A 26,442-nucleotide genomic window follows, 5' to 3' on the forward strand; every position below is an offset into this window, starting at 1 on the left:
TTTTTCTTAACGTTGTAGCTGTCGTTGACCATATTGATACTTAAATTTTCGTTTTAATAATGCCGCAGGGTCATCTTGAATACGTTTTAACCATTGCTCAGCCGCTTGTTGTTCTTCATCAGAAAGCTCTGCCGTTGCCGCTTGCTGCTGCTCACCCACCTCTTTACTGTCGTTCGGCCTGCTTTCCTCCTCGGTATTTTCTGCAGACGATTCCTGATTAGCTGACGTTGATGACTCAGCAGCCTGATCTTGCGCTGCCTCTTTAGACTCGTTGGACGAACCGTCCTTATTATCGGCTGGTTGTGTATTGGATGGCTGATCTGCTTGTTCGGCGTTTTTAGAGTTACCCTCTCCCTCTTGCTGATTGTCTTGCCCTTGATCACCTTTAGGCTGTGATTTGTTTTGAGCCTCTTCAATCAGTTTCAAATTATGTAGTGCATCTTCATTATCAAGGTTTAATTTTAACGATTGCTCATACGCCTGTTTTGCTTCATTTAATTGACCCGATTTTGCTAGGCTATTTCCTTTGTTATACAGACTCTCTGCTGTTTCAATCCCTTCAAGTTGCTCTACAGCTTGTTGGTACTCACCTGCTTTATATTGAGCCGCTGCTTTCCACTCTGGTGAGGTGAATTTTTCTGCTGCTTGCTGAAACTTTTTTTCTTCAAATAGCTGTTTTGCTTGCTGATTTTTATTCAACCAAAGCGCGTCCCATTCCACCGCATAACTGTTTTCGGCCAGTGGCATAATAATAAAAACCAACCCTATTAGTAGCCCTTTCCTAAAACCAAAGGCGGCCAATGGCAAGACCAACAATAGCAGCCAAACGCCCCTATCATTCCATTGCTCAATCAGTCCATTATTATCATTAGCAAGTTCATCTAACACCGGCCGTTCTAGGCTAGATAACATTGCTTTAATATCACTATCATCCGCCGTCATTGTGCCGTAGTGCCCGCCTGAACGGCTCGCTAACGATGCAAGTTCTTTAGCGTTTAATTTGGCAATAATAATATTCCCTTGATTATCTTTTAAGAAACCACCACCAGCCTGTTTAACCGGACCACCAGCAGCTGTTCCAACCCCCAAAATAGAGACAACATAATCGCCCAGCTCTTTTTCTAATGTTTTTGCCGGTTGCTTAATACCATCGGTTATAAGAAAAATATTACCCTGCTTTTGACCGGCTTGTTGTAAAAGATTAACGGCCAACGTTAAAGCCGCTTGTGTATCTTTACCTTGCCGTGGCATTAAACTGCTTTCTAAGGCATTCAGCTGGTTCTCAATCGTTGCCACATCGCTGGTTAATGGCGTAACGGTAAACGCATCTGCTGAATACACCACCAAGGCCGTCAGTCCGTCTTTTCTTTGTCTTAAAATATCTGCAATTTTATAGCGAGCACGCACTAAACGGCTGGGTTTTATATCAGTCGCATTCATGGTTTGCGAAAGGTCTAAGGCAATAACCAACGCCGCATCATTACGAAATGCAGGTGTTTCTAAGCGTTCCCATGTTGGGCCTGCCAGTGCAAAAATTGATAATAAAACGGCCATTGATAAAGCCCCGACTACCCAATAACTTTTAGACGATTGTTTATCTTCTAAAATAAACGGCAATAAGGCTGCATCACACACATCGGCCCATTCACCTTTAGCCAGTGTGTTTTTAACCGATACAAACATTAAAGCCAGCGCCGGAATCAGCGCCAATAAAAAATAAGGTCTTATAAAATGAAAGTCTGCCCAGTTCATATAAGCCTCAAACGAATCACAGTAATAATGCCCAATAACAATAAACTTAGCGCTAATGGCCAAGGGTATAGTTCACTCATGGGGCGATAAAATTGCTTATTTTTCTCAACAGGTTCTAGTTGATCTAATAGCTCATATATCTGCTCTAGCTCTTCTTTGCTGCGCGCACGAAAATATTGACCATTTGTTGCCTCTGCAATGGCCGTAAGGGTTTTTTCATCAAGATCACGTGATGGATTAACTTTACGGTTACCAAAAAAACTGCGTACCAACATTTCATCTGCACCAATCCCAATGGTATAAATTTTAAGTTGCTGGTCAGCTGCCAATTTTGCAGCTTGAAGGGGGCTAATTTCACCCGCTGTATTCGCTCCATCTGTTAGCAGAACTAGCACTCGACTGTTTGCTTGCTCATCCTTCAAATGTTTAACAGCTAAACCAATTGCATCCCCAATAGAGGTTGCCGGCTCATCATCAGTAATACCAATAAATGCTTCGTCTAATAACGTTGCAACCGTCTTACGGTCAAAGGTTAAAGGTGTTTGCAAATAGGCTGTAGTGCCAAACAATATCAGCCCTAACCGATCGCCGATGCGTCGCTCAATAAAATCTGTTGCCACATATTTAGTAGCCGTTAAGCGATCCACACGGGTGTTTTCAATAACAAAATCTTCCTCTTTCATACTGCCAGATACATCTACCGCCAGCATTAAGTCACGTCCACTTACTGCTTGTTCAATAGGCTCACCCAGCCATTGTGGTCGAGCAGACGCCAACACTAATAACACCCACGCAATAACAGCCAACCACAAAAGCCAAGGCTGTTTTGCTGAACTATGCCGTGCCTTTGCCTCACCAAAATCTTCTATAAAAGGGACTTTTAGGGCCGCTTGTGTATCTGCTGTATAAGCCGGCAAAAGCCAGCGGTATAGCAATGGCAACGGTAATAATAAAAATAATTGAGGCCACTCGATATGAATCATTGGTGTTGCCTCTTTAACCAACATTCACACAATTCAATTAAGTCATCTATTTCTATGTCTTCTGGCGCTGTTTGCCGATAAGGCGTTTCAGATAAATAACGTCCTATACCGGTACTAAATGGCGTACCGTCTACCGATTGATCTAGATACTCCAACCAGTCTTTACCCGTTAAACCTGCCGTCTTATTGCGCGGATTCACACTGATAGAAACACGACGCAGACACATAGATAATTGTTTAAGTGTGTTTAATTCATCGTTGTTTTTGGATTGCTTTATATCAACCAATAAGGCTGATGCTGCTTTAATCGCCGTACGACGTGTTAATTTTTTATACAACCACCAAGCACAAACCAAAACCACAACAACAACCAGTAAAACAAGCCACCAACCTAAAGCAGGTGGCCACCAGCTAACCTCAGCGGGTAAATGAATGTCTTTTAAGGGCAATGTTTCATTCATTAACTTAACACCTCATATGGATCATCAACCGTGCTACATTCAAGCAGTGAAATTCGCCATTTTTTACACAATGTTGTTAACTGTTGTTGCCTGTTTTTAAAATGTTGTTGATAGGCTAATACCCGCTGGTTATCGCCAGTATCCAGTACTGTTTCCTGTTTACCATTAGTAAAACGATAGCGCCCTCTGCTTGGCAAATGGCTTTCTAGCGGATCATAAATATGTACTAATTGAAGTTCGCAGTGTTTAGCTAATTTAGATAACTGTTTTTCAACATGATTATTTAAGCCACGAAAATCACTAACAATATATACCAAGCTACCAGGTCTGGCATGTTGCATTAAGCGGTTAAGAATTTGCTCTAACGAGAAAGACTCTGTTATCGATAACGTAGGTTTAACCAACGCATTTAAAAAATGTAAAACAGCTGAGCGACCATTGGCTGGTTTTAACTCTTGGCAACCGTGCTGATTAAAAACCTGCCCGCCTACTCTATCGCCATTAAGTTGTGCAGCCCACGCTACTAAGGCAGCCACTTTAGACGCTTGTACCGATTTAAACACACCGCGTGTTGCAAAGTTCATCGCTGGGCGTAAGTCTACAGAAATAAAAATAGGGCGCTCTCGTTCTTCACGAAATATTTTGCTGTGTGTTTTATTCGTACGAGCAGTCACCCGCCAGTCAATACTACGGATATCATCCCCTGCTTGATACAAACGAACTTCATCAAACTCCATTCCACGGCCTTTAAAACGTGACACATACCCGCCATTTTGGGCCGACTGTATGCGATGCCGACGAGTTTTTAACAGCCCCGCCTTTTTCGCTAAATCGACCATGGGTTTTAACTGAACAGAAACCCGTTCGTTTTGTAAAACAGCCTGCTTCATTTAAGGCACAGCAACTCTATTAATTAATTCTTTAATAAACCTATCGGCTGTAATACCCTCTGCTTCGGCTTCATAAGACATAATTAAACGATGTCGTAATACATCGTAGGCAATATTTTGAATATCTTCTGGGGTAACAAAATCACGTTGATTCAACCACGCTTTGGCTCTAGAACAACGGTCAAGCGCAATGCTCGCTCTTGGACTAGCCCCGTATTGAACCCAAGCAGCTAGATCATCACCATAAGCAGCCGGTTCACGTGTTGCTAATATCAATTGCAACAGATAATCTTCCAGTTCGTCACTCATATACACGTCTAATATTTCCTGACGTGCTGCAAATAACTGTTGCTGTGTTATCGGCTCGCTTGTTGCTTTTTTAGTATTACCGCCTTTTTCCTCGCGACGGGCTAAATGTAAAATCTCTTTTTCATGTGCTGCCTTAGGGTAATCTATTTTTACATGCAGTAAAAACCGGTCTAGTTGTGCCTCAGGCAAAGGATAAGTGCCTTCTTGTTCCAATGGGTTTTGCGTAGCCATTACCATAAATAAACTGGGCAACTGATAACTGGCACCACCAACAGTAATTTGTCGTTCTGCCATAGCTTCTAATAAAGCGGCTTGAACTTTTGCAGGCGCACGGTTTATTTCATCCGCTAATACTAGATTATGAAATAAAGGCCCTTTTTGAAACTCAAACGTACCCTGCTGTGGTCGATAAATATCCGTACCGGTTAAATCTGAGGGCAATAAATCTGGTGTAAACTGAACCCGGTGAAAGTCTGCCTCAATCCCTTTACTCAACACATTAATGGCACGCGTTTTAGCAAGCCCAGGAGCCCCTTCAACTAAAATATGGCCATCTGCTAACAAGGCAACTAACATTCTTTCTACTAATACGTCTTGGCCAATAATCTGCTTGCTGATCGTCTCTTTAAGTTGCTGAATAGCCGCTTTAGAATCGCGTAAACTACTTTCTACCATGGTTTATTTATCCTTTTTAATGCTGAGTTTTATACAATAGTGCGTTTACCGGACCCAATATTTATTTCTAATCCGTTATAAACATTGGGGGCAACCATCTCATGATTCAACCACCAACATTACAAATGTTCTCCATTCTAACTAAACCTTTCTATTCGCATCATGAATAAAACCGTCGATGTTCTTATTATTGGTGCTAGCGCTTCTGGTTTAATGTGTGCAATAGAAGCCGGCAAACGTGGCCGCAACGTGGTGGTATTAGACCATGCAAATAAGGCGGGTAAAAAAATACTCATGTCCGGTGGTGGGCGCTGTAACTTCACCAATATGGATATCAGTGCAGATAATTATATTTCCCATAACCCGCACTTTTGTAAATCAGCACTTAGTCGATACACACAATGGGATTTTATTGCGCTGGTGTGCGACTACAACATCCCCTATCACGAACGTAGCCACGGGCAATTATTTTGCGATGATAGCGCTAAAGACATTCTCAATATGTTGCTATCAGAATGTGCTCATGCAGGGGTAGACATTCGCCTTAATTGCAGTATAGAAAACATTCACAAAGAAAATGACCGCTATATCATCAACACATCCCTAGACGATTACAGTGCAGAATCGGTCGTGATTGCTAGCGGTGGCTTATCCATTCCTAAAATGGGCGCAACAGGCTTTGGTTATAACATAGCCAAACGTTTTGGGCATACCGTTCACCCAACAACCGCAGGGCTGGTACCGTTTACCCTACAACCGGACGATAAAGCATGGCTAGCCGAACTTTCTGGCATTGCCATAGAGTGCGTGGTGAGTAATAAGCGCAACAGTTTTAGAGAAAATATCCTACTAACCCACCGTGGTTTAAGCGGCCCAGCCATTTTACAAATATCATCGTACTGGCACGCTGGCGAAACGCTCAGCATTAACCTATTGCCCGATGTAGACATAGAAACACTTCTAAAAACAAAGCAACAAACACAAGCCAAAACACATTTAAAAACCATATTAGCTGAGCATTTACCCAAACGATTTATCGCCGCCTTACTTGATGAACAACTCCTAAACCAACCACTCCAGTCCATCTCGCACGATCGCTTTAAAACCATTAGCAAGCAACTACACCAATGGCAAATAAAACCCAACAGCACCGAAGGCTATAGAACCGCAGAGGTAACACTGGGCGGCGTTAATTGCGATGAGCTATCATCAAAAACCATGGAATCAAATTACTCAACAGGGTTATATTTTGTGGGCGAAGTAGTCGATGTTACCGGCTGGCTGGGTGGTTATAACTTTCAGTGGGCTTGGTCTTCAGGATGGTGTGCAGGGCAAGTGGTTTAAAACCACTTCTTATTTTGATTAGTTTATTTTTAAACATTGATCCCTTTGAGCAAACACTCTAAACTCTGAGTTAAGGGTATTTGGTGCGCATAGTAATACCCATATTTATGTCTTTAATATCAAAATACATGGAAGTACTATCCGCATAGAGCAAGTAATACGCGGATAATTGGTTTTGCTTATTAACACTGTTAGGTGAATCAAAAAGGAGAAAAGAATGGAACTTGAAGTAACTTGGAAGCGAGCAGCAAAAGTATGGTGGGCGTATCTCTGGAGAAATATCATTGCAATCATAGTTGCAATGATAATTGGGGGTGTCATCGGCTTTATTATTGGATTCATACTAGCAATTGTGGGAGTTTCTAGTCAAACCATACAATTTATTACAGCACCAATCGGCATGATAATAGGACTACTGATTTCTATCGTACCAGTCAAGATGATTTTGGCTAAAGATTATGGGGAGTTTAGGTTGGTGCTCTTACAAACCAACCCAGCAGAGCAATCACTTAACAAGGCAAATTAACTCGGGCTGCCAAAAGCTGCGCCGCTTCGCTCTGCATCTTTTGGTATCTGCTTATTGGCTTCGTTAGCTTTTCAGGAGAGTTATGAGTAACTTTAAATGTACTGTGGAAATATTAAGCTCTTTGCATCACTTATAGCTATAACTACAGTATTAATAAGTCAGATATAAACGTTTACAGACAAACCCCATCTAGCCTGATCCATTGATTTTAGAAAGGTATAAAAAAACCCGCCGTAGCGGGTTTTTTTTATCGTTAATATTACGTTGTTATTTTACAGATACACCTAACGCCTTTACTGTTTCAACATTCAAATACTTGTCGACGGGTAGTTTATTAGCTGATTGAAATGCATTAACTGCAGCGATTGTTTCTGCACCAATCACGCCATCAATTCTGCCAGGGTTGAAGCCTTTTGCTTTTAACGCAGATTGAATTTTTGAAATACGACCTTGAGTCATGTTGGTTTCACATAAGATAGAGCGCCATTGCATAAAGCCATCGCTAACTAACTCTTGGTGAGTAACTGTTTTATATGTCGCTGGAATGGCGATTCGTTTTTCAGTTGCTGGTGAAGCTAGTTTACGTACTTTAATCGTTTTAAACTGTGCAGGAATGGTAACTTCACGAGTTGTTGCAGGTGTTTTAACAACTTGTCTAGTTACTGTTTTAAACGTAGCAGGCGTTTTTGTTAAACATACCTTTTGTCCTGTTCGTGAAGAAGTAGGATGCTCTTTATTATGAATCTCATGCCAAGTAAACGTTGCAGCAGTCACTTGATTTGTTTTTGTTAACGTATCGTATTTTGCAGGTATTGCTGTGCGTAATTCTGATGCTGGTTTAACCACTTCTTGGACCGAGACAGTTTTATACTGAGCAGGAATCTCAACCGTTTTAGTGGTGGCTGGTGTTGCAAGTACACTCTTGCTTACTGTTTTATATTCTGCAGGTACTTCAACTAAGCACATAATCTCACCGGTGGCAGAATCAATACGCTGGATTGGGCCAGTGCCTTTCTTCCAGATGGTGTGTGCAGGCTTAACAAGTACTTTTTCTGATACAGTTTTAAAGGTAGCAGGTACTTGAATGATTTTGCTTGACGCTTCACTAACAAGAACGGTTTTTTCAACGGTACGGTAGGTTGTTGGAATTGTTTTAACTGTTTCAGATGCCTCAGCTGTTAAAACTTGCTCTGTTACATTTTCAAACTTAGCTGGAAGTGCGTGCTCATGAAAGCACATACCGGGCGTTGCGGAGTCAAGATCAGCACCGTATTTTTTTGCTAATGCTAAAAGCTCGCTACTAGCAGGCGTTGAATTTTTACTGCGGTCTAATCGCCAAACAAGCTGTTCATCGCTCATTTTTATTGTCTCAGACTCTGTACCGTATACGGCAGGTACAGCAACAAGTTTGCTTGAAGCTGGACTGACTTCAACGGTCTCTGTGGCCCACTCATATGTAGCAGGGATAATTTCAACACGTTCTGATGCTTCGGTTGCCAGCATTTGTTCACTGACTGTTTTGAATTTTTCAGGCACCCATACTCGGGCATAACACTCACCACTCTTTGCATTAGGTGGCAATAGGTCGCTTTTCATTGAAGATTGGCTAGAAGCTGAAGCAGCTAGTTCCGCTTCTCTTTGTACAATGGCTGATTCCCGACTATCTAATGCGGCTGCGCGACCCTTAAGTTGAGACTCTAAAACACTAGTACTTCCTTGTTCTGTACTAGCGCAACCGACTGCCATAACGATAGCGCTTGCCATGGCTATATTGGTAGTTATTTTCCGTATGCTCATATTGATTCCTTTATATATATGAAGTTGGATTATAACTTTATGGACTCCAAGCTGAACATATGATGAACGAACGCTTCGTTAGCATGTTATAGAGACTCATGAAAACGGGGGTAAAAGAATTATAAAAGAGCACCCTTGTAAATAATCAGTAGAGTCAGACTCGATTGATTAAAGGCTCTGTAAAGGACACCTGAAGAAATATACAAGACAACAAACAGGGCATAGAGTTTATTTTAAACAAACGATAAAGGTTTAAATTGCTCTAGTCTACCCTATTGATTCAAAGCATTGGACTTTCATCAGCAGCGTGCGCGTCATTCTAAGTGGGGTGAAATTACAGCTTAGCTAGAAAGAAGGCATCTAATTAGCCCTTCTAGTTAATATGCGGGAATCAACGTATAGCAAATTCTTCAATTATTCCCCCGTTCAAACCACCCTGCTTCTAATACCTATTGACAGTGTTGTGTAACACAGCACAATGTTAGCTCTCCTATGAGAATATAAATGAGGTGAAACCCCACCCCTTTTCAATATGGATGATAACTTTTCTGACAAACATATCATTAATTCGTGGTTACAAAATGCAAAACCATGGGTTGTTGCTATTCGTGATAATGAAATAGCAAGCAGAACGCTGCTTACAAATAAGGCAATCACCGACACTATTTTACAAAAAAAACCTCAAACCGTATTAGACATAGGCTGTGGCGAGGGTTGGTTAGCTAGAAAATTAAGCGATTCGGGTATTACTACATTTGGTATAGATGTTGTGCCCGACCTTGTTGATGAGGCTAACAGACTGGGCGGCGGTATCTTTAAGCTAATACCTTATGAGCAGTTAAGCCAACGTGTTATTAAACAAAAATTTGATGTGGCTGTTTGTAACTTTTCATTATTAGGTAATGAATCTGTTAATCATGTTTTTAACTGCATACCACATGTTCTAAATGAGCAAGGTTATTTTATTATTCAAACTATCCACCCTATTAACGGCTGCGGACATGTTAAATACCAGGATGGGTGGCGAAAAGGCACTTGGGCTGGCTTTAATCAGCAGTTTACAAACCCACCACCTTGGTACTTTAGAACATTAGAAACATGGAAAGCCCTGTTTAATCTTAATAAGCTTGAGCTTATTGAAATACTTGAGCCTGTAAACTCACACATAAAAGAAGCCGTTTCTATCATCTTTATTAGTCAGTTGGCGGCTAATAAATAACCAGCACAATCAATAGGCAAAAAGAATGAGCATTATTGAGATTATTACTCTATTCGGCATGATGGTTGCGCTGGCAGCTTTACCCAGTGCTAGTGTTGCTTTAGTTGTTACGCGCTCAGCCACATTTGGTGTAGCCAACGGTGTTGCTGTAACTGCCGGCATCATTCTGGGTGATTTGATATTTATTCTACTGGCTATTGTTGGTTTGTCGGTTGTGGCTGACACCTTGGGTAGCTTATTTATGGTTATTAAATACCTCGGAGCCGCTTACCTACTTAGGTTAGGTTATACGCTCATCACGTCCAACGGTGCTAGCTCAATATTAGTTGATAAAAGCGTTAAACAACAAAATTTATTCGCTAGTTTCGCTGCAGGCTTAATATTAACTTTGGGCGATATTAAAGCCATTATTTTTTACGCTAGTTTCTTACCTGTATTCGTTAATCTGTCTACCGTTCAAACCCCAGATATTCTAATTTTAATTTCTATTATGGTTATTAGCCTGGCTAGTGTAAAAATTCTATATGCGTTTTCAGCCGCTAAAATAGTTGCTGTTGCATCCGCTAATAAGTTTGATAACGTGGTTAGAAAAACAGCCGGTAGTTTTATGTTAGCCGCTGGGGGCTACCTAATTTTTAAAGATTAGTAAGCATCGGCAAGTTGATTTGTGACTTTAAAAAATCAGCGTAGACTAATCAGTCTCGGCTAATTTTCATCGCCTCTCGTTAAGAAAAATATGATTACTTTTTGGCTAACTCTAAACTGGCTGATCCAACTGCTACTAATTATGTTGTCGGTTTCAACGGCTTTACATGCACTGATGAATAAAAACGATCCTAGGTCATCACTACTTTGGATTATTACCTGCTTTTCTCTTCCATTTGTTGGCCCTATTCTCTACCTTGTTTTAGGAATAAACCGCGCTCACAATAAAGTTTTATCACTAGGCGCAGTTGCTGATACCTCACTTAGCACTATTCCCAAACCTATTACCTCTGTTGATAAAAAAAGCAGACCTTTATCACCTCATCAACGTCTTAGTTTGGCTGTTACCGGACTACCCTTAAGCGAAGGCAACCAAATACAGATACTTAGTCAGGGTGAGAATGCTTACCCAGCGATGTTAAAAAGTATTCATGAAGCAACTGAGTGGGTTTATTTATCCATGTACATTTTTGAGTCTAACGGTGTTGGTGAACAGTTTATCGATGCGCTGGCTGATGCTGTGGAACGTGGTGTTAATGTTCGTGTGTTACTTGATGGTGTAGGTTCTTGGTACAGTCTCGGTCAAACTAGAAAGGCTCTAGTTGCTCGTGGTGTAACGACACTTACCTTTTTACCCATAGGAAAAATGTTACCGCGCTTTACACTTAACCTGCGTAACCACCGCAAAATTTTATTATGTGACGGAAAACATGCGTTTACGGGCGGAATGAATATCCGCCAATGTCATTTAGTACAAACGTGTCAGCCTAACAGGGCAACTAAAGATTTTATGTTTAGCTTGAAAGGCCCTGTTGTACAACAAATCGGTCAAATATTTGAGAATGACTGGTTTTACGCCTGTGGTGAAAAGCTACCAAGCAAGTACTATGACATTAACACATACGGACAATCATCCTGTCGCGCTATCAGTGATGGTCCGGGCATTAATATAAATGTATTAACAAAAGTAATGATTAGCGCTCTTAACAGTGCTCAATCGAGTATTACACTGGTGACACCCTATTTTTTACCGCCTAATGGGCTGATTATTGCTTTACAGTCTGCTGCACTTAGAGGTGTAGATGTTTCAATATTATTGCCGGTCCATAATAACCAACCTTATATACATTGGGCGATGCGAAATAACATGCGCCATTTTCTAGCCTATGGCGTAAAAATTTATTATCAGCCCAGCCCTTTTGTGCATTCAAAACTGTTACTAATAGACGATCATTATTGCCAAATTGGATCGGCTAATATTGACTCTCGTAGTTTGCGATTAAATTTTGAACTTAATGTCGAAATATTTGATGCTGATTTTGCTCAATCAATGGCCAAAATTATAAACAACGATAAACAACAAGCCATTGAAATAACGCCCCAAAAACTCAATAAACGCTCTTTTGTAATAAAAGCTTGGGATTCCTTTTGGTGGCTTTTTACCCCTTATTTATAAACCCACAGCTTACCTACTCGGCAAGAACACCTTGCGACATTGCAATATAATGAGTAACAGCCAAATAAATATCTATACCCCTCGATATTATGATTCAGAGTATTAAAAATTTAAGTAAAAAATTACTATCCGATAACTGGTATACATTGAATAAATATACCTTCGATTTCCAAAAAGAAAACGGTCAATGGGAGCAACATCAGCGTGAGGTTTATGACCGAGGTAATGGTGCTACGGTACTGCTCTATAGTGCAGCAAAACAGAGCGTTATTCTTACTAGACAGTTTCGTTTACCCAGTTATTTAAATGGCAATAATGACGGCCTTCTCATTGAAACCTGTGCAGGTTTGTTAGACGGCGACGAACCAGAAATATGTATAAAAAAAGAAATTGAGGAAGAAACTGGATACAGTGTTAAAACGGTTAAGAAAATTTTTCAAGCCTATATGTCCCCAGGCGCAGTGACTGAAATACTGCATTTTTTTATTGCTGAATACACACCGCAAATGAAAATAAGTGAAGGCGGAGGACTCGCGCATGAACAAGAAAACATTGAAGTCTTAGAGCTTAATTTTGAAGCGGCATATCAAATGATCGCAACAGGCGATATCGTTGATGCCAAAACTATTATGCTTCTCCAATACGCAAAACTAAATCAACTTTGTTTATAATAATCGGTTTGCAATAAACACACGTGGCCATAGCGCCCCCTATCAAGCAAAACTATTCTTGTTTAACCTGTTTTTCTACCCTATCTAATTATTATTTTATGAAGCCTTTTATCTTTCTGCTGAGCTTAGCTTTTTTCCAATCCGCAATCGCTACTGAAATTAAATTACTCAATGGAGACACCTTGAACGGTGATGTTATTAAAACAGAAAATGGACAAGTCACCCTTTCTCACCCTATTTTAGGCTTAGTAACTATCCCTTCGTCCAACATTAAACCAGCTGTAGTGAGCGAAGAAAAAATAGTCGATAAAAAAGATAACGGCCTATTAGGTACCGGCTTTTTTAAAGACTGGAAAAGATCCGCTGAACTAGGGATTAATGGCAATGAAGGTAATACACAAGATATGGATATTCATATTGGTGTGAATGGGGATTTTTCAAACACAACAAGACGTTGGTCGGTATCCAGTGCATATAACAATGGTAGCGATGATAATGAAACGACAAAAAGTGATTTTTTTGCTCAATTTACAAGAGATTTTCTTAACCCATCAAACCCCCACTTTTCTTTTATAAAGGGTCGATATGACTGGGATGAGTTCGAAGATTGGGATCACCAAATTGACCTATCGGCCGGTGTAGGTAGCCAATTAATAAAAAAAGACGCTTGGTCACTTATTGGTAGAACAGGCCTAGGTGTGAGTAAAGAGTTTAGCGGTGACAATGATGACTGGACACCAGAAGCACTTTTGGGGCTTGAAAGTTTTTGGGCTATTAGTAAACATCATTCGGTAGAGTTTAAAAACAGCCTATACCCAAATTTGGATAAATTAGGCGAGTTTAGAAATTTAACAGAACTCAATTGGAAAATTGGCCTAGCAGATATTAATAATTTGAATCTAAAAGTAGGGTTTGTTAATGACTATGACTCATTAGCGAACGGTGAGAGTCAAGAAAATGATTTTCAATATCGTCTTTTATTAGCCTTTGATATCTAAACATACCACCTTACCTATAACGCCAATCAACGTGATATGAATCGCCTGCAACGTATGTATCTAACAAGATCATACAAGCTAAAAATGCTAATCTGTCACACATTATTTCAAACAACTAAAAATTATTTATGAAAATTTGTGGTGTAGAACTCTCTGCTAATGATGCTGTTATTTGTTTCCTTCAATTTGAACAGCAAACGTTTAATTTACCCGATTGTCGAGTCCGTAAAGTAAGTTTGCCAAAGGGGCATTCTACTGATGACTTACGACACTTCCAAAAAACTTTTGCTAAATTGATGGCCGACTATGGCATTAACAAGGTGGCCATTAAAGAGCGTGCTTTAAAAGGCAAATTTGCCGGTGGCCCCATTGGTTTTAAATTAGAAGCAACTATTCAGTTGATTGATACACTTGATGTAATAATGCTATCTCAAAAAGAAATTAAGTTAGCTCTATCTGAAAACCGTTTACCAATAAGTTTTTCTGATACTGGATTAAAAGTGTTTCAAGAAACCGCCTTTACCACCGCTTATGCCGCGCATGTTTTGGCATAAGGTGTAGAATTAAACTTTTCGACTAACTCGTTAAAAAAGGCCATCATTATGCAAGCTAGTCAAATAGGGTTTAACCCTCTATACGCTGAAGATAACCCGATTTTAGAAGACATTAGCCAACTGACCGGCTATGCCTTTTTAGAATTTGGAGCCCCATGGTGCGAGCATTGCAAAGCGGCACAATCTGCCATTGAGCAAACCTTAAAACCGCTTCAATTTGCGCACGTTAAGGTTTATGACGGTAAAGGTTTGGCTTTAGGCCGCGCCTTTAAAGTTAGACGCTGGCCTACGTTAATTTTATTAAAAGATGGTGTGGAATTAGCTCGCGTGGTTCGCCCAACGTCTACTGCGCAGGTGAATGCATTACTCTCATCAATGTCTGCTGGCTAAAGTTTTAATTTAAGCTATATATCTGTACTGCGTTAATCATTCAATTAAAACTGATAGCCAACTTCTTTTACATGATCTGCTCTTTTACCGTACACCTGTGTCCAATTAACGCCCATGTATGGCGCTAGGTGAGCATAAGGCAACAAATAAGCACAGCAGCACCTAATAGACGTGAATACATTGAAACTAACTATTTGCACGAATACGTGCATAAACTTGTGAGCCACCATCTTTTTTCAGCAATAAAACATCATAATCGTCACGTCGGTCACCCATTTCCATTCCCGGACTTCCAATCGGCATTCCAGGAACAGCAAGACCTAATGCATTAGCAGGTTTTTCAGCTAAAAAACGTTGTATTACCTGCGCTGGAATATGCCCTTCAAAAACATAACCTTCTTTTGATACCGCCGTATGACAAGACTGGTACTGCGGGGCAACTCCCCATTTTGATTTAAGTTCATTTAAATCTAGCGGATGATGCGTTGTCGATATAAAACCATGTTGCTTTGCGTGGCTTACCCAACCATCACAACATTGACAGGTGGGACTTTTAAAAACATCTAATTGAACCAAGGACGATAGCTCTTCATTGGCATTATTTTTTTGTGTTTGCTGCTCGGTTTCTAAGCAAGCTGTTAGCCCCAATAAAAATGCTAACGGCAAAAGTAGCCTTACTATATTAAACATATTTTCATTCCTTGTTCTAACCTGAAGTATTTTTGATGTGTGTGATAACCTTATTGTAAACAAATTGTTAATAGATAGAGATTAAAAGATAAGCAAGCTATATTATCAATTGCTAATAGATTAAGAGTGTGATGAAATTCACCGTCAAATTGTAAAACAGTATACTTTTATGCCTGAAGATTGTAAGGATTGCTCATTAGCAAACACCTGTATACCCAGCGCCTTTGCTGAGCATAATATTCATAAACTCGATAAAATTGTATCGCCCACTAAGCAATACCCTCGGCATCGAAATATATACCATCAAGGTAGCAACTTTCAGGCCTTATATATTGTTAAATCGGGTGCGTTAAAAACCTATATTACTAACTCTAAGGGGGATGAAAATATTACAGGTTTTTACATGCCTGGAGATATTGTGGGTCTTGAGAGTATTTCAAAAAGGCGCTACCTAAACACCGCCAAAACACTCACAGACAGTAGGCTTTGCAGGGTAAATTATCAGGAGCTGGCCGAATTAAGAAAATATACACCCGCTTTGTCTGACTGGGCTATCAACCTATTTAGTTTGTCGTTGGCTTCTGGCCAAGACTTTTTTAATTGTCTGTCTCAACACACTGCTGTTGCGAGATTAGCGACTTTTCTATTAACCTTATCCAAACGTACCAGCCGATCTGATCAGTACCAATTAGACTTTCAATTACCGATGTCTCGTCAAGATATTGGAAGCTACTTGGGACTTGCCAACGAAACAACCAGCCGTGCCTTTACTAAACTGGTTGATAAAAACTGTATTCATAAAATGAATAAAGAGATTCACATTGTGGATTTAGAGGCTTTGCAAGAATGTTCTAACCTTACTATGGAGCATTCCAAAAAAAGTTATTAAAAAAACCACCAGCCTATATTAACTAGGCTGGTGGTTGGTAAAGTTGAATTAAACGGGCGGCTTACTAAAAGAAACAGTGAATATTTTTGTCAAGCACAACACGTTGATCTAAGGTAATCACCCTTGATGCTAGTTTCCAGTTACCCTTTTCTTTTCTTAATTTATCCATCCGAATACCGTAATGTGTTGCTTGGTCCCTTTGCATACGACTACGAAATAAAATAAAGGCAGAACGCACATCAATTTCGTCGTCGGCCTCAGACCATTGAGCATCTATATTACTGATAATACGACGATTACGAACCCTAGGGTCCTCAGCCCATACAATGCCTGTCGCCATTCTTGCCACACGCATACTCAACATGCCGTAGTCATCATTATATAAATATGTTGTTTGGGAATTGCCCAATACCTTGTTGTCACGGCGATAGCGCACTTCTTGAGTTGGTAGCTGGTAGCTAATATCTTTACATAGCATATTTCCAAGCCAATCATCAAATCGCTCTTCATCCAAGGCTCTTGCTTCTTGTACTAAAAAACGCTCAACTTCAAAGTGAGTAGATTGATCAACGCTTTGTCCTGCTTGTTGTTTATTGCTCATTTTAGCCCCCTACTTTTTTTTGCTCTAATTGAGCCGTCGTTGACAATTCACTCCAAGGTTTACCTTCCATAAACTCTGCCCATCGACGATACATGCCTCGTTGAGGTGCTTCGTTAACCCATCCTTTACTAACCAAACCGGGTAACTCAGGATCAAGGTATTCATGCCCTTTCCCCATACCAAGATAAAGCGTCCCTTGACGTGTAGAATAGCCACGATTAGTTTGTGTGCATTGCTCCATATTCTCACCATCATCACTTTCAAGAATACCCGCGGTACCAAAGGTCAGCATATTATCGGTATGTATCATTTGTTTAAGCTGATCAGGCATTTCTTTTTCAACTAAGGTCCATGTCAGCACCTCAATACTATGCGGGCCACGTGGTTGCCACATTTTGAAAGTATTTGTGCCGTATAAAAATGAACAATTAGGAAAAATTGCAGCATCCCAGTGCCCACGGTAAAACTTCTCACGGTGCTCACCCATTTTTTCTCTAATCAGTGGCGATCTGTCATCCAACCATTTTTGATAGGCTTCAAAAACAGGGCCGCCATGAAGCGCAGCCGCGCCTTCCCAAATAACACCGAACCCATGACCTTCAGGTACGGTAACTTGCAACCCGGATGTTTCAGCATCATAAACGGCATTACCTTTGGCAATGGCTAATGGGCCACCTGCTATTTCTAACGCGGACGCATGTGCCCAACCGACATGGTAGCCATCCCCAATAAAGTTCTCTGTTGGGTTTTTCCAGTTGCAATCTAGAATAGATTTCATCGGAGGGCCGATTAGCTCACAGCCACCGGGCACGTCCATAAATGAATCCATATACCAAGCCATTCCACCTAAGTAATCTTTTAGTGATGGCGCTTCATCATCAAATGTACCAAAGACAAAGCCTTTATAACTCTCTACCCTTATTTTCTTAAGGTGTAAGGCATCCTTATCAATTTCATTATGATAGGCCTGTTTTTCTAAAGGTACATCAACAAGGTTACCATCCATACCAAACACCCAGCCATGGTATGGGCAGGTAAATGATTTAGCATTACCACCATCTGAAAAACAAACGGCATTACCACGATGTGTACATGAGTTTACAAATGCTTTAATACTGCCGTCTTTCTGGCGTGCAACAACAACAGAGTCCTCACCCATCATTGTCGACTGATAATCACCCTCATCGGGAATGATTGATTCATGTGTTAAAAACAACCAACATCGAGCAAAAATTTCTTCCATCTCTTTTTGGTAAATGTCCTCATCCCAAAATATCGCACGATCTTGAATCGCGCCGTCTTGTTGGATTAATTTATTAACTGGCTTCATCTTATCTCCTGTGAAATGATCTAACTTTTATTATCATGTCGAAAAACGTGACTCTATCTGCTACGCCTATTAATTAAACTGACCCTAATCAATTTTTTATTTTGGCTTTCTCGCCAAGCCTTGTTTTAGAGCACTATTTTCTTATTAAATGATCTAGATCAGATTCACCGCTGGTGATTTTTTCTTATACAAGCCATCTCGATTCATCAGTGACATCAATGGTTATTAATATAAAAAAGAGCGCTCTAGGCGCTCTTTTTTAATCAGAATGTTATTAGTTAAATATTAAGCGGCTTGTTGAGCCAATGCTTTTGCTAAATCTTCTGAGGCCACACCATTCGGTTTAATATCAAACGTTTCTACAAGAATATTAAGAAGATTGGGTGTGATAAAACCGGGCAATGTTGGCCCTAGGTGAATGCCTTTAATCCCCAAGGATAGTAGGCTCAGTAAAACGGCCACAGCTTTTTGTTCAAACCATGAAACCATATAAGATAGTGGTAAATCATTTACTCCACAGTCAAACTCTTTAGCCAGTGCTAAGGCAATTTGAATAGCTGAGTAGGTATCATTACATTGGCCAACATCTAATAACCTTGGGATGCCAGCAATATCACCTAAATCTTGATCATTGAAGCGGTATTTACCACAGCCCAAGGTTAAAACAACGGTATCATCGGGTGTTTGCTCAACCAGCTCTGTATAGTAATTACGGCCGGGTGCTGCACCATCACAACCACCCACTACAAAGAAATGACTAATATCGCCGCTTTTAACCGCTTCAACCACTTTGTCTGCAACACTCAATACGGTATGACGACCAAAGCCAACCATCACTGATTTTTCTTCTTCATCTTCGGTAAAACCTTCGGCTGCTTTAGCCCCTTCAATCGCCAAAGTAAAATCACCATGTTCTAGATGAGGAACTCCAGGCCAACCGACCGGTCCAGCAGTAAAAATTCTATCTTTATAAGAGTCTTGCGGCTCAATTAAACAGTTTGATGTCATGATGATGGCACCTGGAAAGGCAGCAAATTCCATATGTTGGTTTTGCCAAGCCGTGCCATAATTACCAATTAAGTGAGGATATGCTTTTAGCTTTGGATAGGCATGAGCAGGCAACATTTCTCCATGAGTGTAAATATTAATACCCGTATCTTTGGTTTGTTCAAGCAAGTCATAAAGGTCTTGCATATCATGCCCACTGACTAAAATGGCTTTCCCTTTAACCGCCGTTGTTCTTGCTGCACCCGCTTCTTGAGCACCAAATTGACCGGTATTAGCCGCATCCAGTAATTCCATTACTTTTAGGTTAATAGCCCCTACTTCTAGACAACCTCCGAGTAGAAGCTCTGCATCAGTTGGTTCGTTCGCTAACAAATCTAACGCTTTTTCAATGCGCTCAAAAACTTCTTCATTTTGGTAACCTAAAACATGCGCATGGTAGCAATATGCCGCTACACCTTTAAGGCCATAAAGCATCATGGCACGTAAACCAACAATATCTTCTCCAACAATGTCTAAGTCTTTATCAATCGCTGCGTGTTCAACCTGCAACAACAAACCTGCTTTAACCGTCGCTGGCTCCCACACTGCTGGCCCTTCTGGCGTTTCAATAGGTACATTTTGTTCTACGGCGGCATGTTCATACGCTTCCCTAAGACGATCTCGTATTTGCTTAGCTTCAGCAATGAGTTCAACAAAACGATCTGCATTAAAGTTAACATTGGTTAAGGTCGTAAATAACCCATATAAAATAAAAACATCTGCTTCATTGTCTGTGTGGCCTAACTCACGAGCCAACTTTGCATATTGCGCAATGCCTTTAACGCTATAAGTCATTAAATCCTGTAAATCAGCGGTGGTGGCATCTTTACCGCAAACCCCTTGCGCTGTTTGGCAGCCAATACCATTTTTCTTTGAATGTGCTGTTTGTTCGCATTGATAACAAAACATGTTAGTCTCCTTTGTCTTTTACATGTGTGGCGAATTCTAGGCAGCGCTCCTTCCGTTGTAATTGACCTACATCAAGAAACCTAAAAAACATGACTTCATTACGCCAACATTTATTATTTGCCAGCTTTAATGAGCAACAATTTAGTCAAATTGAAACGGCGACTAGCACGCTTTCACTCAACGATGGGAACCATTTATTTCACCAGCAAGACCCGGCCAAGTACTTTTATTATTTACAGGCCGGCGAGATTAAACTGTATCGCCTCTCTGCCAATGGTGAGGAAAAAGTGATCGAATTAATTCGTCCAGGACAAACATTTGCTGAAGCAGTAATGTTTATGAACTTTCAACATTATCCAGTGCATGCGCAAGCGATTAGTGACTGCCAACTGATACAAATTAAAATGAGTACGTTTCTTAAACTACTTGATCAGTCACCCGCCACTTGTTTAAAAATACTGGCTAAAATGAGTCAACGCTTACATGGAAGTATTCAGGAGATTGATCAGCTAACCCTACAAAATGCTACCATGCGTGTTGTTCAATTTATGCTCCAAGGCATCACTAACGATGCCCTATCCCCTTATAAAATACAATGGACAGCACCAAAGGCAACCCTAGCGTCACGCCTATCCGTACGGCCTGAAACCTTTTCTAGAATTTTAAAACAATTAACACGCGATGGCCTGATTGAGGTACAAGGCAAAACGATTACTATTCTAGATTTAGAGGCTTTACGTCAGCATATAAACATTTAACCTGTTTATCTAAAACAGGTCTTTTCTTAGCGGCTTTTCATCGTTGCATAAAACTCATCTCTTGCCATATCAACCAAAGCAAACAAGTCAGCATCTTGCCAACCCTCTTTCATTGCCTTATCCATATAACCCAACAGTTCTTCAGCGAGTGGTAGTTTTAAACTGACATCTTCGGCACTTTGCTTAACTGCTTGTAGGTCTTTATGGCCTAGTTTTAAGGTTCCACGCCCTTGGTCAAAACGCTCGTTTTCAGCCATCGGCAGCATAAAGTCAATAACATGCCTCGGCGCAACGCAATCTGCCAATACATCAAGAACCATTTTAGCCTTAAGCCCGTGCGCTTCGGCCAAAGCAATGGCTTCCGATATGCCTGTTATGGTAGAAACAAAGGTCAACTGGTGACACAATTTTAGTAATTGCCCATTACCCGACCCACCTAAATAGTGAATTTTATTTGCAAACGAGGAGAGGATCGGCCGCACTCGCTGATAGCTTTGCTCTTCTCCACCAACCATCATGGCCAAGGTACCAGCATCAGCCCAAGGCGTTGAACCACTAACAGGAGCATCTAAAAAAACTTTACCTTTAGCACTGGCCAGTTTTGCTAACTGCCGACACTGCCCGCTGGGCGTTGTGCCTAAATCAACAATAATGCCTCCCTCATCCATGCCATCTAACAAACCACCTTCTTCACAGATCAACTTTTCCATGATATCGGCATGAGACACACTGACAAACACGAGGTTTTTATCGCTGCCTAACGGCACACCTTGTTCAAGTGCTGTTGCTCCTTTCTCAACCGTCGCGTTAACAGCTTGAGCGGATAGGTCATGTACCGTAACGCTATGGCCAGCTTGTATAATTCTAGAAACAATAGCTTGCCCCATTGCACCAAGCCCGATAAAAGCAATTTTAAATGTCAATTCGTTAACCTCTTCACAGTCTTTAATAACGGAAAAAGAAGTCTAACATAACAAATAAATGTAACTGCTCAGCATCATTCTCAGGGATTTATCCCTTATGAACTTTTAATCAAGGAAGCAATTAAATAAAAGCATTATATTCGGCAAACTGTCAGTGCTTGCCTTGCCTTGCCTCATACAGATTAACCTAGCAGTTTGGCAAACTTAACATTAAGCGATAAAACCACCATCAATCACCAACTCAGAACCGGTCATATAACTAGATTCATCTGAAGAAAGGAAAAGAATGCCGTTCGCTACATCTAAAGGCCTCCCCATTCGCCCCATTGGAATTCCAGCTAAAATTCGTTCTCTAAATGCCTTCGCCATATCTTCGCTCATTTCCGCTACCGTGCTGGTTACAGCGGGTGTATCAATAAAACCTGGGTGTACAGAGTTTATCCGAATAGCGTAGCCTTCCCTGGCACAATGTAAGGCAGCTGCTTTCGTAAAAACTCTAATAGCCCCTTTACTCGTACTGTACGCAGCCATTGTAGGTTCACCAATAATACCTAAATCAGATGAAATATTAATGATTGAGCCACCTTTCTCTTTCATTGCTTTTACGGCTTCACGTGTACCCATAAAAACGCCTTCTACATTGACCTGCTGAACACTTCGCCAGTCGTCCAAAGAGGTGTCTTCTACCGACCCTGTTGGTGCAATAGCCGCGTTGTTTACTAATACATCTAAACCAGCAAATTGATCGATAACCTCATCGATCAAAGCTACCCAAGCTTTTTCCTTGGTTACATCGTGATACTTAGGACAGGCCTGCCCTCCTTCATTATTTATCGCATCTGCAACACGTTCGGCACTGTCTAAATTAATATCAGTCACGATAACCGTTGCACCTTCTTGCGCTAAACGCTGACAACTTGCTTCACCGATCCCTGAACCACCCCCCGTTATGAGGGCTACTTTTCCACTCATTCTCATAATATAACCATACCTATAATATTCATATTAACAAGCATTACTAATTATGCGATCTATTAACCAAAACATTACGCATCGGCCTTTAATAAATTTGGTTTAAACGTATGTATCGCCAAAGGAATCAAAATAAGTGCACCTAAGCAATTGATAATCATCACTAATGCAAGTAAAAGGCCCATATCAGCTTGGAAGCGTAAGTTAGACATGAAATACCAAATACCAACCGCAAAGACCATCGTAATAGCGGTAATAAAGATAGCTCGACCACTGGTTAAAATTGCATGATGCACAGCCTCGTTCAAGCTACTATGTACTCCGCGTTTACCCTCTTCTATTGAGCGACTTAGCAAATAAATACCATAGTCAATCCCGATACCCATGCCAACCGACAAAATGGGCAAGGTATTTACATTAATACTCATCCCGAGTTTCACCATAATGGCTGCGACAACCACATCAGTAAATAATAATGGGGTAATTAAAATCAATACCGCTGACAAGGATCGATAACCAAACCATATCGCAACAATAATAACCATTGTCGTTAAGATAAAGTTTAAACCTTGAGCTTTTGACACCTCACTATTTGTTGCTGATGCAATCCCAATACTGCCTGCGGCCATGCGTAATTTGCCGGGGCTACTATCATTGGCTTCTATTTCAGAGATAACTTTTTTAGTCTTTTCAATAACATTATTAACCGTTTCTGATTTATGGTCTGAAACAAAAAAGCGCACACTGGCATTTTTATATTCATTATCAAATAAGTAACTAAAATCGCCTGGTGAAGCATTTGCCTGCAGTAAATTGACCAACTGCCCCGATTCACGGCCGTCCACGGGAAGCGTTTCAAATTTAGGATAGTTACCCGATAAACTGCGTTTTACACTGGGCAATAAATCCACAAATGATAGACTCCCTTTGATATCAGGTGTGTTTTGCATCATATATTGAAAGGTTTGAATTTTCTTTATAACACTCAATTCACGGATATCCACACGGTCAGCCTTCTTAGCACCATTGTTTTCTTCTGCTGGTGTGGCTTCAACAACCACCAGCAATTGATCTGGACCAATAAATTTTTTGGTATGAAGTGACACCGCTTGGTTATACGGCGAATCAGGCCATAATAAACTGGTGCCAGGTTCAACCTCACCTACTTTTAGATCTTTTGAAATCCAAAATGAACTGGCTGATACCGTAATAAAAACAACCCAAACGATGACACGGCTTGTTTTATGATCTGACAGATAGAATATACCGCTTAATATTTTCTTTGTAAGACAATAACTCTCATCTTCGACTGACAGATTGACCTTACCAACTTGCTTTACACAGCTGAACATTAACGGTATTAAGATAAGTACTGTCACAATCACGCTAAGCGACCAAATACCTGCAAATGTGGCTAGTTTTTGCATCACAGGAATATCGGCGACCGCAATTAAGAAGATACCTGCTGCATCGGTTACGATCCCCAAAACACCTGGCTTAAATTGCTTTTTTAGTAAGATAACGCAGGCATCAATTTTACTTAACTGATCATGCGCTATTTCTAAATAACGCATCCCCATTTGTACCGAATGACTTAAGGTACGTGCCATAACTAGCATTGGAATCACTAGTATTAGGGGGTCTAAAGACCAACCTAATAAGCCTACAAAGCCCAAGCCCCATACCGCACTAATTAAAGAGGTAACACCTGCTAAAACAACCATTCTTGTGTTTTTAGAGAAGTAAAAAAGCATCACTAACATCACCAGAAAAGAAAGACATAAAATTTGTATGACTTCTGCGTTGTACATATAGATCCACCCTGTTAACACGGGTTGACCAAACATATGCAAGGTGAACGTCTCATTGCTATATTGCTCTGACAATGCGTTTAAATAATTAAATACCTTTGTATAATCTATTTCACCTGGAATTAAGCTGGCTTGAAAATAAGCAGAGCTTTTATCAAATGAGACATACGTTCCAAGAACCCCAGGCGTGCTATCAACCAGTTCTGAAAACGCTTTTAACTGCCCTTCAGTTTTTGGTAGTGGTTCATCACCCGGCAATAGCGGAATGCTGCTGGCACCAAACTCATCAATTTTTACCCGCCTTACTTTGCGAGAAGCGATTGAAAACACTTGATCATGATTGACATAAGGCGTTGCATCAAGTCCTTCGGTAATGGCTTTAATCTTTTTTAGCGCATCAGCCTGATAAATGGAGCCTTCTTTAGACTCGAAAATAAGCTTGATTGTTAAAGGACCACCATATTGCCCTTCGTAGGCAAGGTGTGTATCAATGTATGGATGGTGTTGAGGCAAAATCTCCTCGTACACCGTTTTAAATGAAATGGTGGATGCATAAAACCCAGCAATAACCGTAATGATGCCAGCTATTACCAATAATATGATCCGTAATGATAGTATTTTTTCAGCCCAATTATTCACAGCTAACAAGCTCCTTTGAGTTATTCAATTGATTTATTGCGGTTACAAATGACGCATAGCTTGTCACTTTAAAACCACCATTACTGCCGATAATGGCGATGTCTTCCCCTTGCACTGCCATATCAACAAACCAACCCAAAGGCCTGTCACCAATAAATCGCTGGCACACCCAGTCTGATGAAGTTAATGAGGTGTATATTTTCTTTTTATCGCCCAGAATAATGAAAAGGTCTTTGATCTTTTCCACCTTATATAGGTCACTTCCTTTTGAAATACTCTTTTCAACCCATGAATCGCCGCCATTACTGGTTTGGTAAACCATGCCTTGTTGCCCGACCAAAATGATATTTTTGCCGTTATTGGATAGCTGACAGCCATAAATAGCCGGTTCTATAGCCCCCCCATGTATTTTGCTCCACTGCCCGTCAGTATCACGTTTAAGTGCTAAGCCGAACTCACCAACTACCAGTAATTCATCGCGTTGGTTAGTGCAACCAGCATATAAATGAGGGGCTGCTTCGCCAAACTCATTCCACGCTTCTTTTAGAAAGTCTGCCCAAGGTATATTGACGGCTTCCCACTGCTGATAAGGTGGCCTACTTGACATCAGCAGCCCATAACTACCCGATAAAAGAACTTCAGCGGTGCTCAACTCAATAAAGTTAAAGATCGATTCATTGGGTGCTATTATTTGTTTTGACCAGTTAGTCAAATGATCTTTAGACTTATACAATGACCCATTTGCACCACCTAAAAACACGTCACCTTGCTTGGTGGCGTGCGTACTAAACAGGTCGTGGTTAATATTGGAATCTAGCCTTTCTGCCGCCTGCTTCTTTGATGCTTTGATGATCAAGCCATCATTTCCAACCATTAGGTAAGATTGATCAGCCAGTTGAGTGATATCAAATAAGCTATCTCTGGGCTTTAAGACTGGGTTTTCAAGATCATCCAATTGATTCGATTTTATATGGGCTAACCCCATGGAACCGTTTCTGATGTCCACTTTTTGTTGCGCTTCTACTGCCCACAAAACGCCTGATGCCTGGCTGAACCCAGCAAAAACCAATAGGCTAGCAATAACCCTTCTTGTACAAATACGTTTCTTCACTTAACCACTCCTTAAACGATATTTAAATGCCC

At 40.6% G+C, this 26,442-nt stretch carries 25 protein-coding genes; 11 read left to right on the forward strand and 14 right to left on the reverse strand.

Annotated features, from left to right (window positions below; all coding sequences use genetic code 11):
- Positions 1–6: 6 nt before the first annotated feature.
- The 5 genes from CPC19_RS07735 to CPC19_RS07755 are packed head-to-tail and all read right to left on the reverse strand — an operon-like array spanning position 7 to position 5,070.
- On the reverse strand, positions 7–1,752 hold the full coding sequence (locus CPC19_RS07735; protein WP_016389397.1) for a VWA domain-containing protein: 1,746 nt from the start codon (positions 1,750–1,752) through the stop codon (positions 7–9).
- A complete protein-coding gene (locus CPC19_RS07740; RefSeq protein WP_016389398.1) occupies positions 1,749–2,735 on the reverse strand; it encodes a VWA domain-containing protein in 987 nt (328 codons plus the stop codon). Before CPC19_RS07740 ends, CPC19_RS07735 begins: the two co-directional genes overlap by 4 nt.
- Complete coding sequence (locus CPC19_RS07745; RefSeq protein ID WP_016389401.1) at positions 2,732–3,196, reverse strand: DUF4381 domain-containing protein; 465 nt, start codon at positions 3,194–3,196, stop codon at positions 2,732–2,734. The genes CPC19_RS07740 and CPC19_RS07745 overlap by 4 nt, the downstream gene beginning before the upstream one ends.
- Complete coding sequence (locus CPC19_RS07750; protein WP_016389403.1) at positions 3,196–4,086, reverse strand: DUF58 domain-containing protein; 891 nt, start codon at positions 4,084–4,086, stop codon at positions 3,196–3,198. The genes CPC19_RS07745 and CPC19_RS07750 overlap by 1 nt, the downstream gene beginning before the upstream one ends.
- Positions 4,087–5,070 (reverse strand): MoxR family ATPase, encoded by a 984-nt coding sequence (locus CPC19_RS07755; protein WP_016389404.1) that lies wholly within the window; start codon positions 5,068–5,070, stop codon positions 4,087–4,089. It lies immediately after the preceding gene.
- A 162-nt stretch (positions 5,071–5,232) separates the two neighbouring features.
- On the opposite strand from CPC19_RS07755, the gene CPC19_RS07760 reads away from it, so the two are divergent.
- Both CPC19_RS07760 and CPC19_RS07765 read left to right on the forward strand, forming a co-directional pair.
- Positions 5,233–6,414 (forward strand): NAD(P)/FAD-dependent oxidoreductase, encoded by a 1,182-nt coding sequence (locus tag CPC19_RS07760; RefSeq protein WP_016389405.1) that lies wholly within the window; start codon positions 5,233–5,235, stop codon positions 6,412–6,414.
- A gap of 217 nt (positions 6,415–6,631) precedes the next feature.
- Complete coding sequence (locus CPC19_RS07765; RefSeq protein WP_016389406.1) at positions 6,632–6,940, forward strand: hypothetical protein; 309 nt, start codon at positions 6,632–6,634, stop codon at positions 6,938–6,940.
- Between the two features lie 267 nt (positions 6,941–7,207).
- On the opposite strand, the gene CPC19_RS07770 is transcribed toward CPC19_RS07765, so the two are convergent.
- The gene (locus tag CPC19_RS07770; protein ID WP_016389408.1) at positions 7,208–8,737 is read right to left on the reverse strand and encodes a peptidoglycan-binding protein; all 1,530 of its coding nucleotides are present in this window, start codon (positions 8,735–8,737) and stop codon (positions 7,208–7,210) included.
- A 532-nt stretch (positions 8,738–9,269) separates the two neighbouring features.
- Between CPC19_RS07770 and CPC19_RS07775 the strand changes: the two genes are divergently transcribed.
- The 7 genes from CPC19_RS07775 to CPC19_RS07805 all read left to right on the forward strand — a co-directional run bounded on the left by CPC19_RS07775 (position 9,270) and on the right by CPC19_RS07805 (position 14,730).
- Positions 9,270–9,956 carry a bifunctional 2-polyprenyl-6-hydroxyphenol methylase/3-demethylubiquinol 3-O-methyltransferase UbiG gene (locus CPC19_RS07775; protein ID WP_016389409.1) on the forward strand — a complete coding sequence of 229 codons (687 nt, stop codon included), beginning with the start codon at positions 9,270–9,272 and terminating at the stop codon, positions 9,954–9,956.
- A 25-nt stretch (positions 9,957–9,981) separates the two neighbouring features.
- The gene (locus CPC19_RS07780; RefSeq protein WP_016389410.1) at positions 9,982–10,602 is read left to right on the forward strand and encodes a LysE family translocator; all 621 of its coding nucleotides are present in this window, start codon (positions 9,982–9,984) and stop codon (positions 10,600–10,602) included.
- Between the two features lie 90 nt (positions 10,603–10,692).
- Complete coding sequence (gene cls / locus CPC19_RS07785) at positions 10,693–12,117, forward strand: cardiolipin synthase (RefSeq protein WP_016389412.1); 1,425 nt, start codon at positions 10,693–10,695, stop codon at positions 12,115–12,117.
- Between the two features lie 89 nt (positions 12,118–12,206).
- Entirely contained in the window at positions 12,207–12,788 is a 582-nt protein-coding gene (gene nudK, locus CPC19_RS07790; protein ID WP_016389414.1) for a GDP-mannose pyrophosphatase NudK, read from the forward strand.
- Positions 12,789–12,970: 182 nt separating this feature from the next.
- A complete protein-coding gene (locus CPC19_RS07795; RefSeq protein ID WP_236610501.1) occupies positions 12,971–13,786 on the forward strand; it encodes a YdiY family protein in 816 nt (271 codons plus the stop codon).
- Between the two features lie 128 nt (positions 13,787–13,914).
- Positions 13,915–14,340 carry a DUF3010 family protein gene (locus CPC19_RS07800; protein WP_015005791.1) on the forward strand — a complete coding sequence of 142 codons (426 nt, stop codon included), beginning with the start codon at positions 13,915–13,917 and terminating at the stop codon, positions 14,338–14,340.
- 48 nt (positions 14,341–14,388) lie between these two features.
- Positions 14,389–14,730 carry a thioredoxin family protein gene (locus tag CPC19_RS07805; RefSeq protein WP_016389420.1) on the forward strand — a complete coding sequence of 114 codons (342 nt, stop codon included), beginning with the start codon at positions 14,389–14,391 and terminating at the stop codon, positions 14,728–14,730.
- Positions 14,731–14,916: 186 nt separating this feature from the next.
- On the opposite strand, the gene CPC19_RS07810 is transcribed toward CPC19_RS07805, so the two are convergent.
- Entirely contained in the window at positions 14,917–15,420 is a 504-nt protein-coding gene (locus tag CPC19_RS07810; protein WP_016389422.1) for a DUF411 domain-containing protein, read from the reverse strand.
- Positions 15,421–15,589: 169 nt separating this feature from the next.
- Between CPC19_RS07810 and CPC19_RS07815 the strand changes: the two genes are divergently transcribed.
- Positions 15,590–16,309 (forward strand): Crp/Fnr family transcriptional regulator, encoded by a 720-nt coding sequence (locus CPC19_RS07815; protein ID WP_016389423.1) that lies wholly within the window; start codon positions 15,590–15,592, stop codon positions 16,307–16,309.
- 64 nt (positions 16,310–16,373) lie between these two features.
- On the opposite strand, the gene CPC19_RS07820 is transcribed toward CPC19_RS07815, so the two are convergent.
- The 3 genes from CPC19_RS07820 to hcp form a co-directional block, all read right to left on the reverse strand.
- Positions 16,374–16,910, reverse strand: a complete 537-nt coding sequence (locus CPC19_RS07820) for a 3-phenylpropionate/cinnamic acid dioxygenase subunit beta (RefSeq protein ID WP_015005787.1) — start codon at positions 16,908–16,910, stop codon at positions 16,374–16,376.
- 1 nt (position 16,911) lies between these two features.
- Complete coding sequence (locus tag CPC19_RS07825; RefSeq protein ID WP_016389425.1) at positions 16,912–18,240, reverse strand: aromatic ring-hydroxylating dioxygenase subunit alpha; 1,329 nt, start codon at positions 18,238–18,240, stop codon at positions 16,912–16,914.
- 285 nt (positions 18,241–18,525) lie between these two features.
- Positions 18,526–20,196: a hydroxylamine reductase gene (gene hcp / locus CPC19_RS07830; RefSeq protein ID WP_016389426.1), complete on the reverse strand. Its 1,671-nt coding sequence runs from the start codon at positions 20,194–20,196 to the stop codon at positions 18,526–18,528.
- Between the two features lie 89 nt (positions 20,197–20,285).
- On the opposite strand from hcp, the gene CPC19_RS07835 reads away from it, so the two are divergent.
- Positions 20,286–20,954 carry a Crp/Fnr family transcriptional regulator gene (locus CPC19_RS07835; protein WP_016389428.1) on the forward strand — a complete coding sequence of 223 codons (669 nt, stop codon included), beginning with the start codon at positions 20,286–20,288 and terminating at the stop codon, positions 20,952–20,954.
- A 26-nt stretch (positions 20,955–20,980) separates the two neighbouring features.
- Here the strand turns inward: CPC19_RS07835 and CPC19_RS07840 are convergent, their stop codons facing one another.
- The 4 genes from CPC19_RS07840 to CPC19_RS07855 form a co-directional block, all read right to left on the reverse strand.
- A complete protein-coding gene (locus CPC19_RS07840; protein WP_016389429.1) occupies positions 20,981–21,877 on the reverse strand; it encodes an NAD(P)-dependent oxidoreductase in 897 nt (298 codons plus the stop codon).
- Between the two features lie 210 nt (positions 21,878–22,087).
- Positions 22,088–22,849: an SDR family NAD(P)-dependent oxidoreductase gene (locus tag CPC19_RS07845; protein ID WP_016389430.1), complete on the reverse strand. Its 762-nt coding sequence runs from the start codon at positions 22,847–22,849 to the stop codon at positions 22,088–22,090.
- A gap of 74 nt (positions 22,850–22,923) precedes the next feature.
- Complete coding sequence (locus CPC19_RS07850) at positions 22,924–25,299, reverse strand: RND family transporter (protein ID WP_016389431.1); 2,376 nt, start codon at positions 25,297–25,299, stop codon at positions 22,924–22,926.
- Positions 25,292–26,410 (reverse strand): hypothetical protein, encoded by a 1,119-nt coding sequence (locus tag CPC19_RS07855; protein WP_016389433.1) that lies wholly within the window; start codon positions 26,408–26,410, stop codon positions 25,292–25,294. Before CPC19_RS07855 ends, CPC19_RS07850 begins: the two co-directional genes overlap by 8 nt.
- Positions 26,411–26,442 lie beyond the last annotated feature (32 nt).

Source organism: Cycloclasticus sp. PY97N, assembly GCF_002443175.1.
Lineage (GTDB): Bacteria > Pseudomonadota > Gammaproteobacteria > Methylococcales > Cycloclasticaceae > Cycloclasticus > Cycloclasticus pugetii.

Excerpts from the sequence above, each read along its gene's own strand:
- CPC19_RS07820 (WP_015005787.1), bottom strand. The coding sequence starts at position 16,910 with ATGAGCAATAAACAACAAGCAGGACAAAGCGTTGATCAATCTACTCAC.
- cls (WP_016389412.1), top strand. The coding sequence starts at position 10,693 with ATGATTACTTTTTGGCTAACTCTAAACTGGCTGATCCAACTGCTACTA.
- CPC19_RS07750 (WP_016389403.1), bottom strand. The coding sequence starts at position 4,086 with ATGAAGCAGGCTGTTTTACAAAACGAACGGGTTTCTGTTCAGTTAAAA.
- CPC19_RS07760 (WP_016389405.1), top strand. The coding sequence starts at position 5,233 with ATGAATAAAACCGTCGATGTTCTTATTATTGGTGCTAGCGCTTCTGGT.
- CPC19_RS07835 (WP_016389428.1), top strand. The coding sequence starts at position 20,286 with ATGACTTCATTACGCCAACATTTATTATTTGCCAGCTTTAATGAGCAA.
- CPC19_RS07815 (WP_016389423.1), top strand. The coding sequence starts at position 15,590 with ATGCCTGAAGATTGTAAGGATTGCTCATTAGCAAACACCTGTATACCC.
- CPC19_RS07735 (WP_016389397.1), bottom strand. The coding sequence starts at position 1,752 with ATGAACTGGGCAGACTTTCATTTTATAAGACCTTATTTTTTATTGGCG.
- CPC19_RS07810 (WP_016389422.1), bottom strand. The coding sequence starts at position 15,420 with ATGTTTAATATAGTAAGGCTACTTTTGCCGTTAGCATTTTTATTGGGG.
- CPC19_RS07825 (WP_016389425.1), bottom strand. The coding sequence starts at position 18,240 with ATGAAGCCAGTTAATAAATTAATCCAACAAGACGGCGCGATTCAAGAT.
- nudK (WP_016389414.1), top strand. The coding sequence starts at position 12,207 with ATGATTCAGAGTATTAAAAATTTAAGTAAAAAATTACTATCCGATAAC.
- hcp (WP_016389426.1), bottom strand. The coding sequence starts at position 20,196 with ATGTTTTGTTATCAATGCGAACAAACAGCACATTCAAAGAAAAATGGT.
- CPC19_RS07755 (WP_016389404.1), bottom strand. The coding sequence starts at position 5,070 with ATGGTAGAAAGTAGTTTACGCGATTCTAAAGCGGCTATTCAGCAACTT.
- CPC19_RS07765 (WP_016389406.1), top strand. The coding sequence starts at position 6,632 with ATGGAACTTGAAGTAACTTGGAAGCGAGCAGCAAAAGTATGGTGGGCG.
- CPC19_RS07800 (WP_015005791.1), top strand. The coding sequence starts at position 13,915 with ATGAAAATTTGTGGTGTAGAACTCTCTGCTAATGATGCTGTTATTTGT.
- CPC19_RS07780 (WP_016389410.1), top strand. The coding sequence starts at position 9,982 with ATGAGCATTATTGAGATTATTACTCTATTCGGCATGATGGTTGCGCTG.
- CPC19_RS07740 (WP_016389398.1), bottom strand. The coding sequence starts at position 2,735 with ATGATTCATATCGAGTGGCCTCAATTATTTTTATTATTACCGTTGCCA.
- CPC19_RS07845 (WP_016389430.1), bottom strand. The coding sequence starts at position 22,849 with ATGAGTGGAAAAGTAGCCCTCATAACGGGGGGTGGTTCAGGGATCGGT.
- CPC19_RS07775 (WP_016389409.1), top strand. The coding sequence starts at position 9,270 with ATGGATGATAACTTTTCTGACAAACATATCATTAATTCGTGGTTACAA.
- CPC19_RS07745 (WP_016389401.1), bottom strand. The coding sequence starts at position 3,196 with ATGAATGAAACATTGCCCTTAAAAGACATTCATTTACCCGCTGAGGTT.
- CPC19_RS07805 (WP_016389420.1), top strand. The coding sequence starts at position 14,389 with ATGCAAGCTAGTCAAATAGGGTTTAACCCTCTATACGCTGAAGATAAC.
- CPC19_RS07770 (WP_016389408.1), bottom strand. The coding sequence starts at position 8,737 with ATGAGCATACGGAAAATAACTACCAATATAGCCATGGCAAGCGCTATC.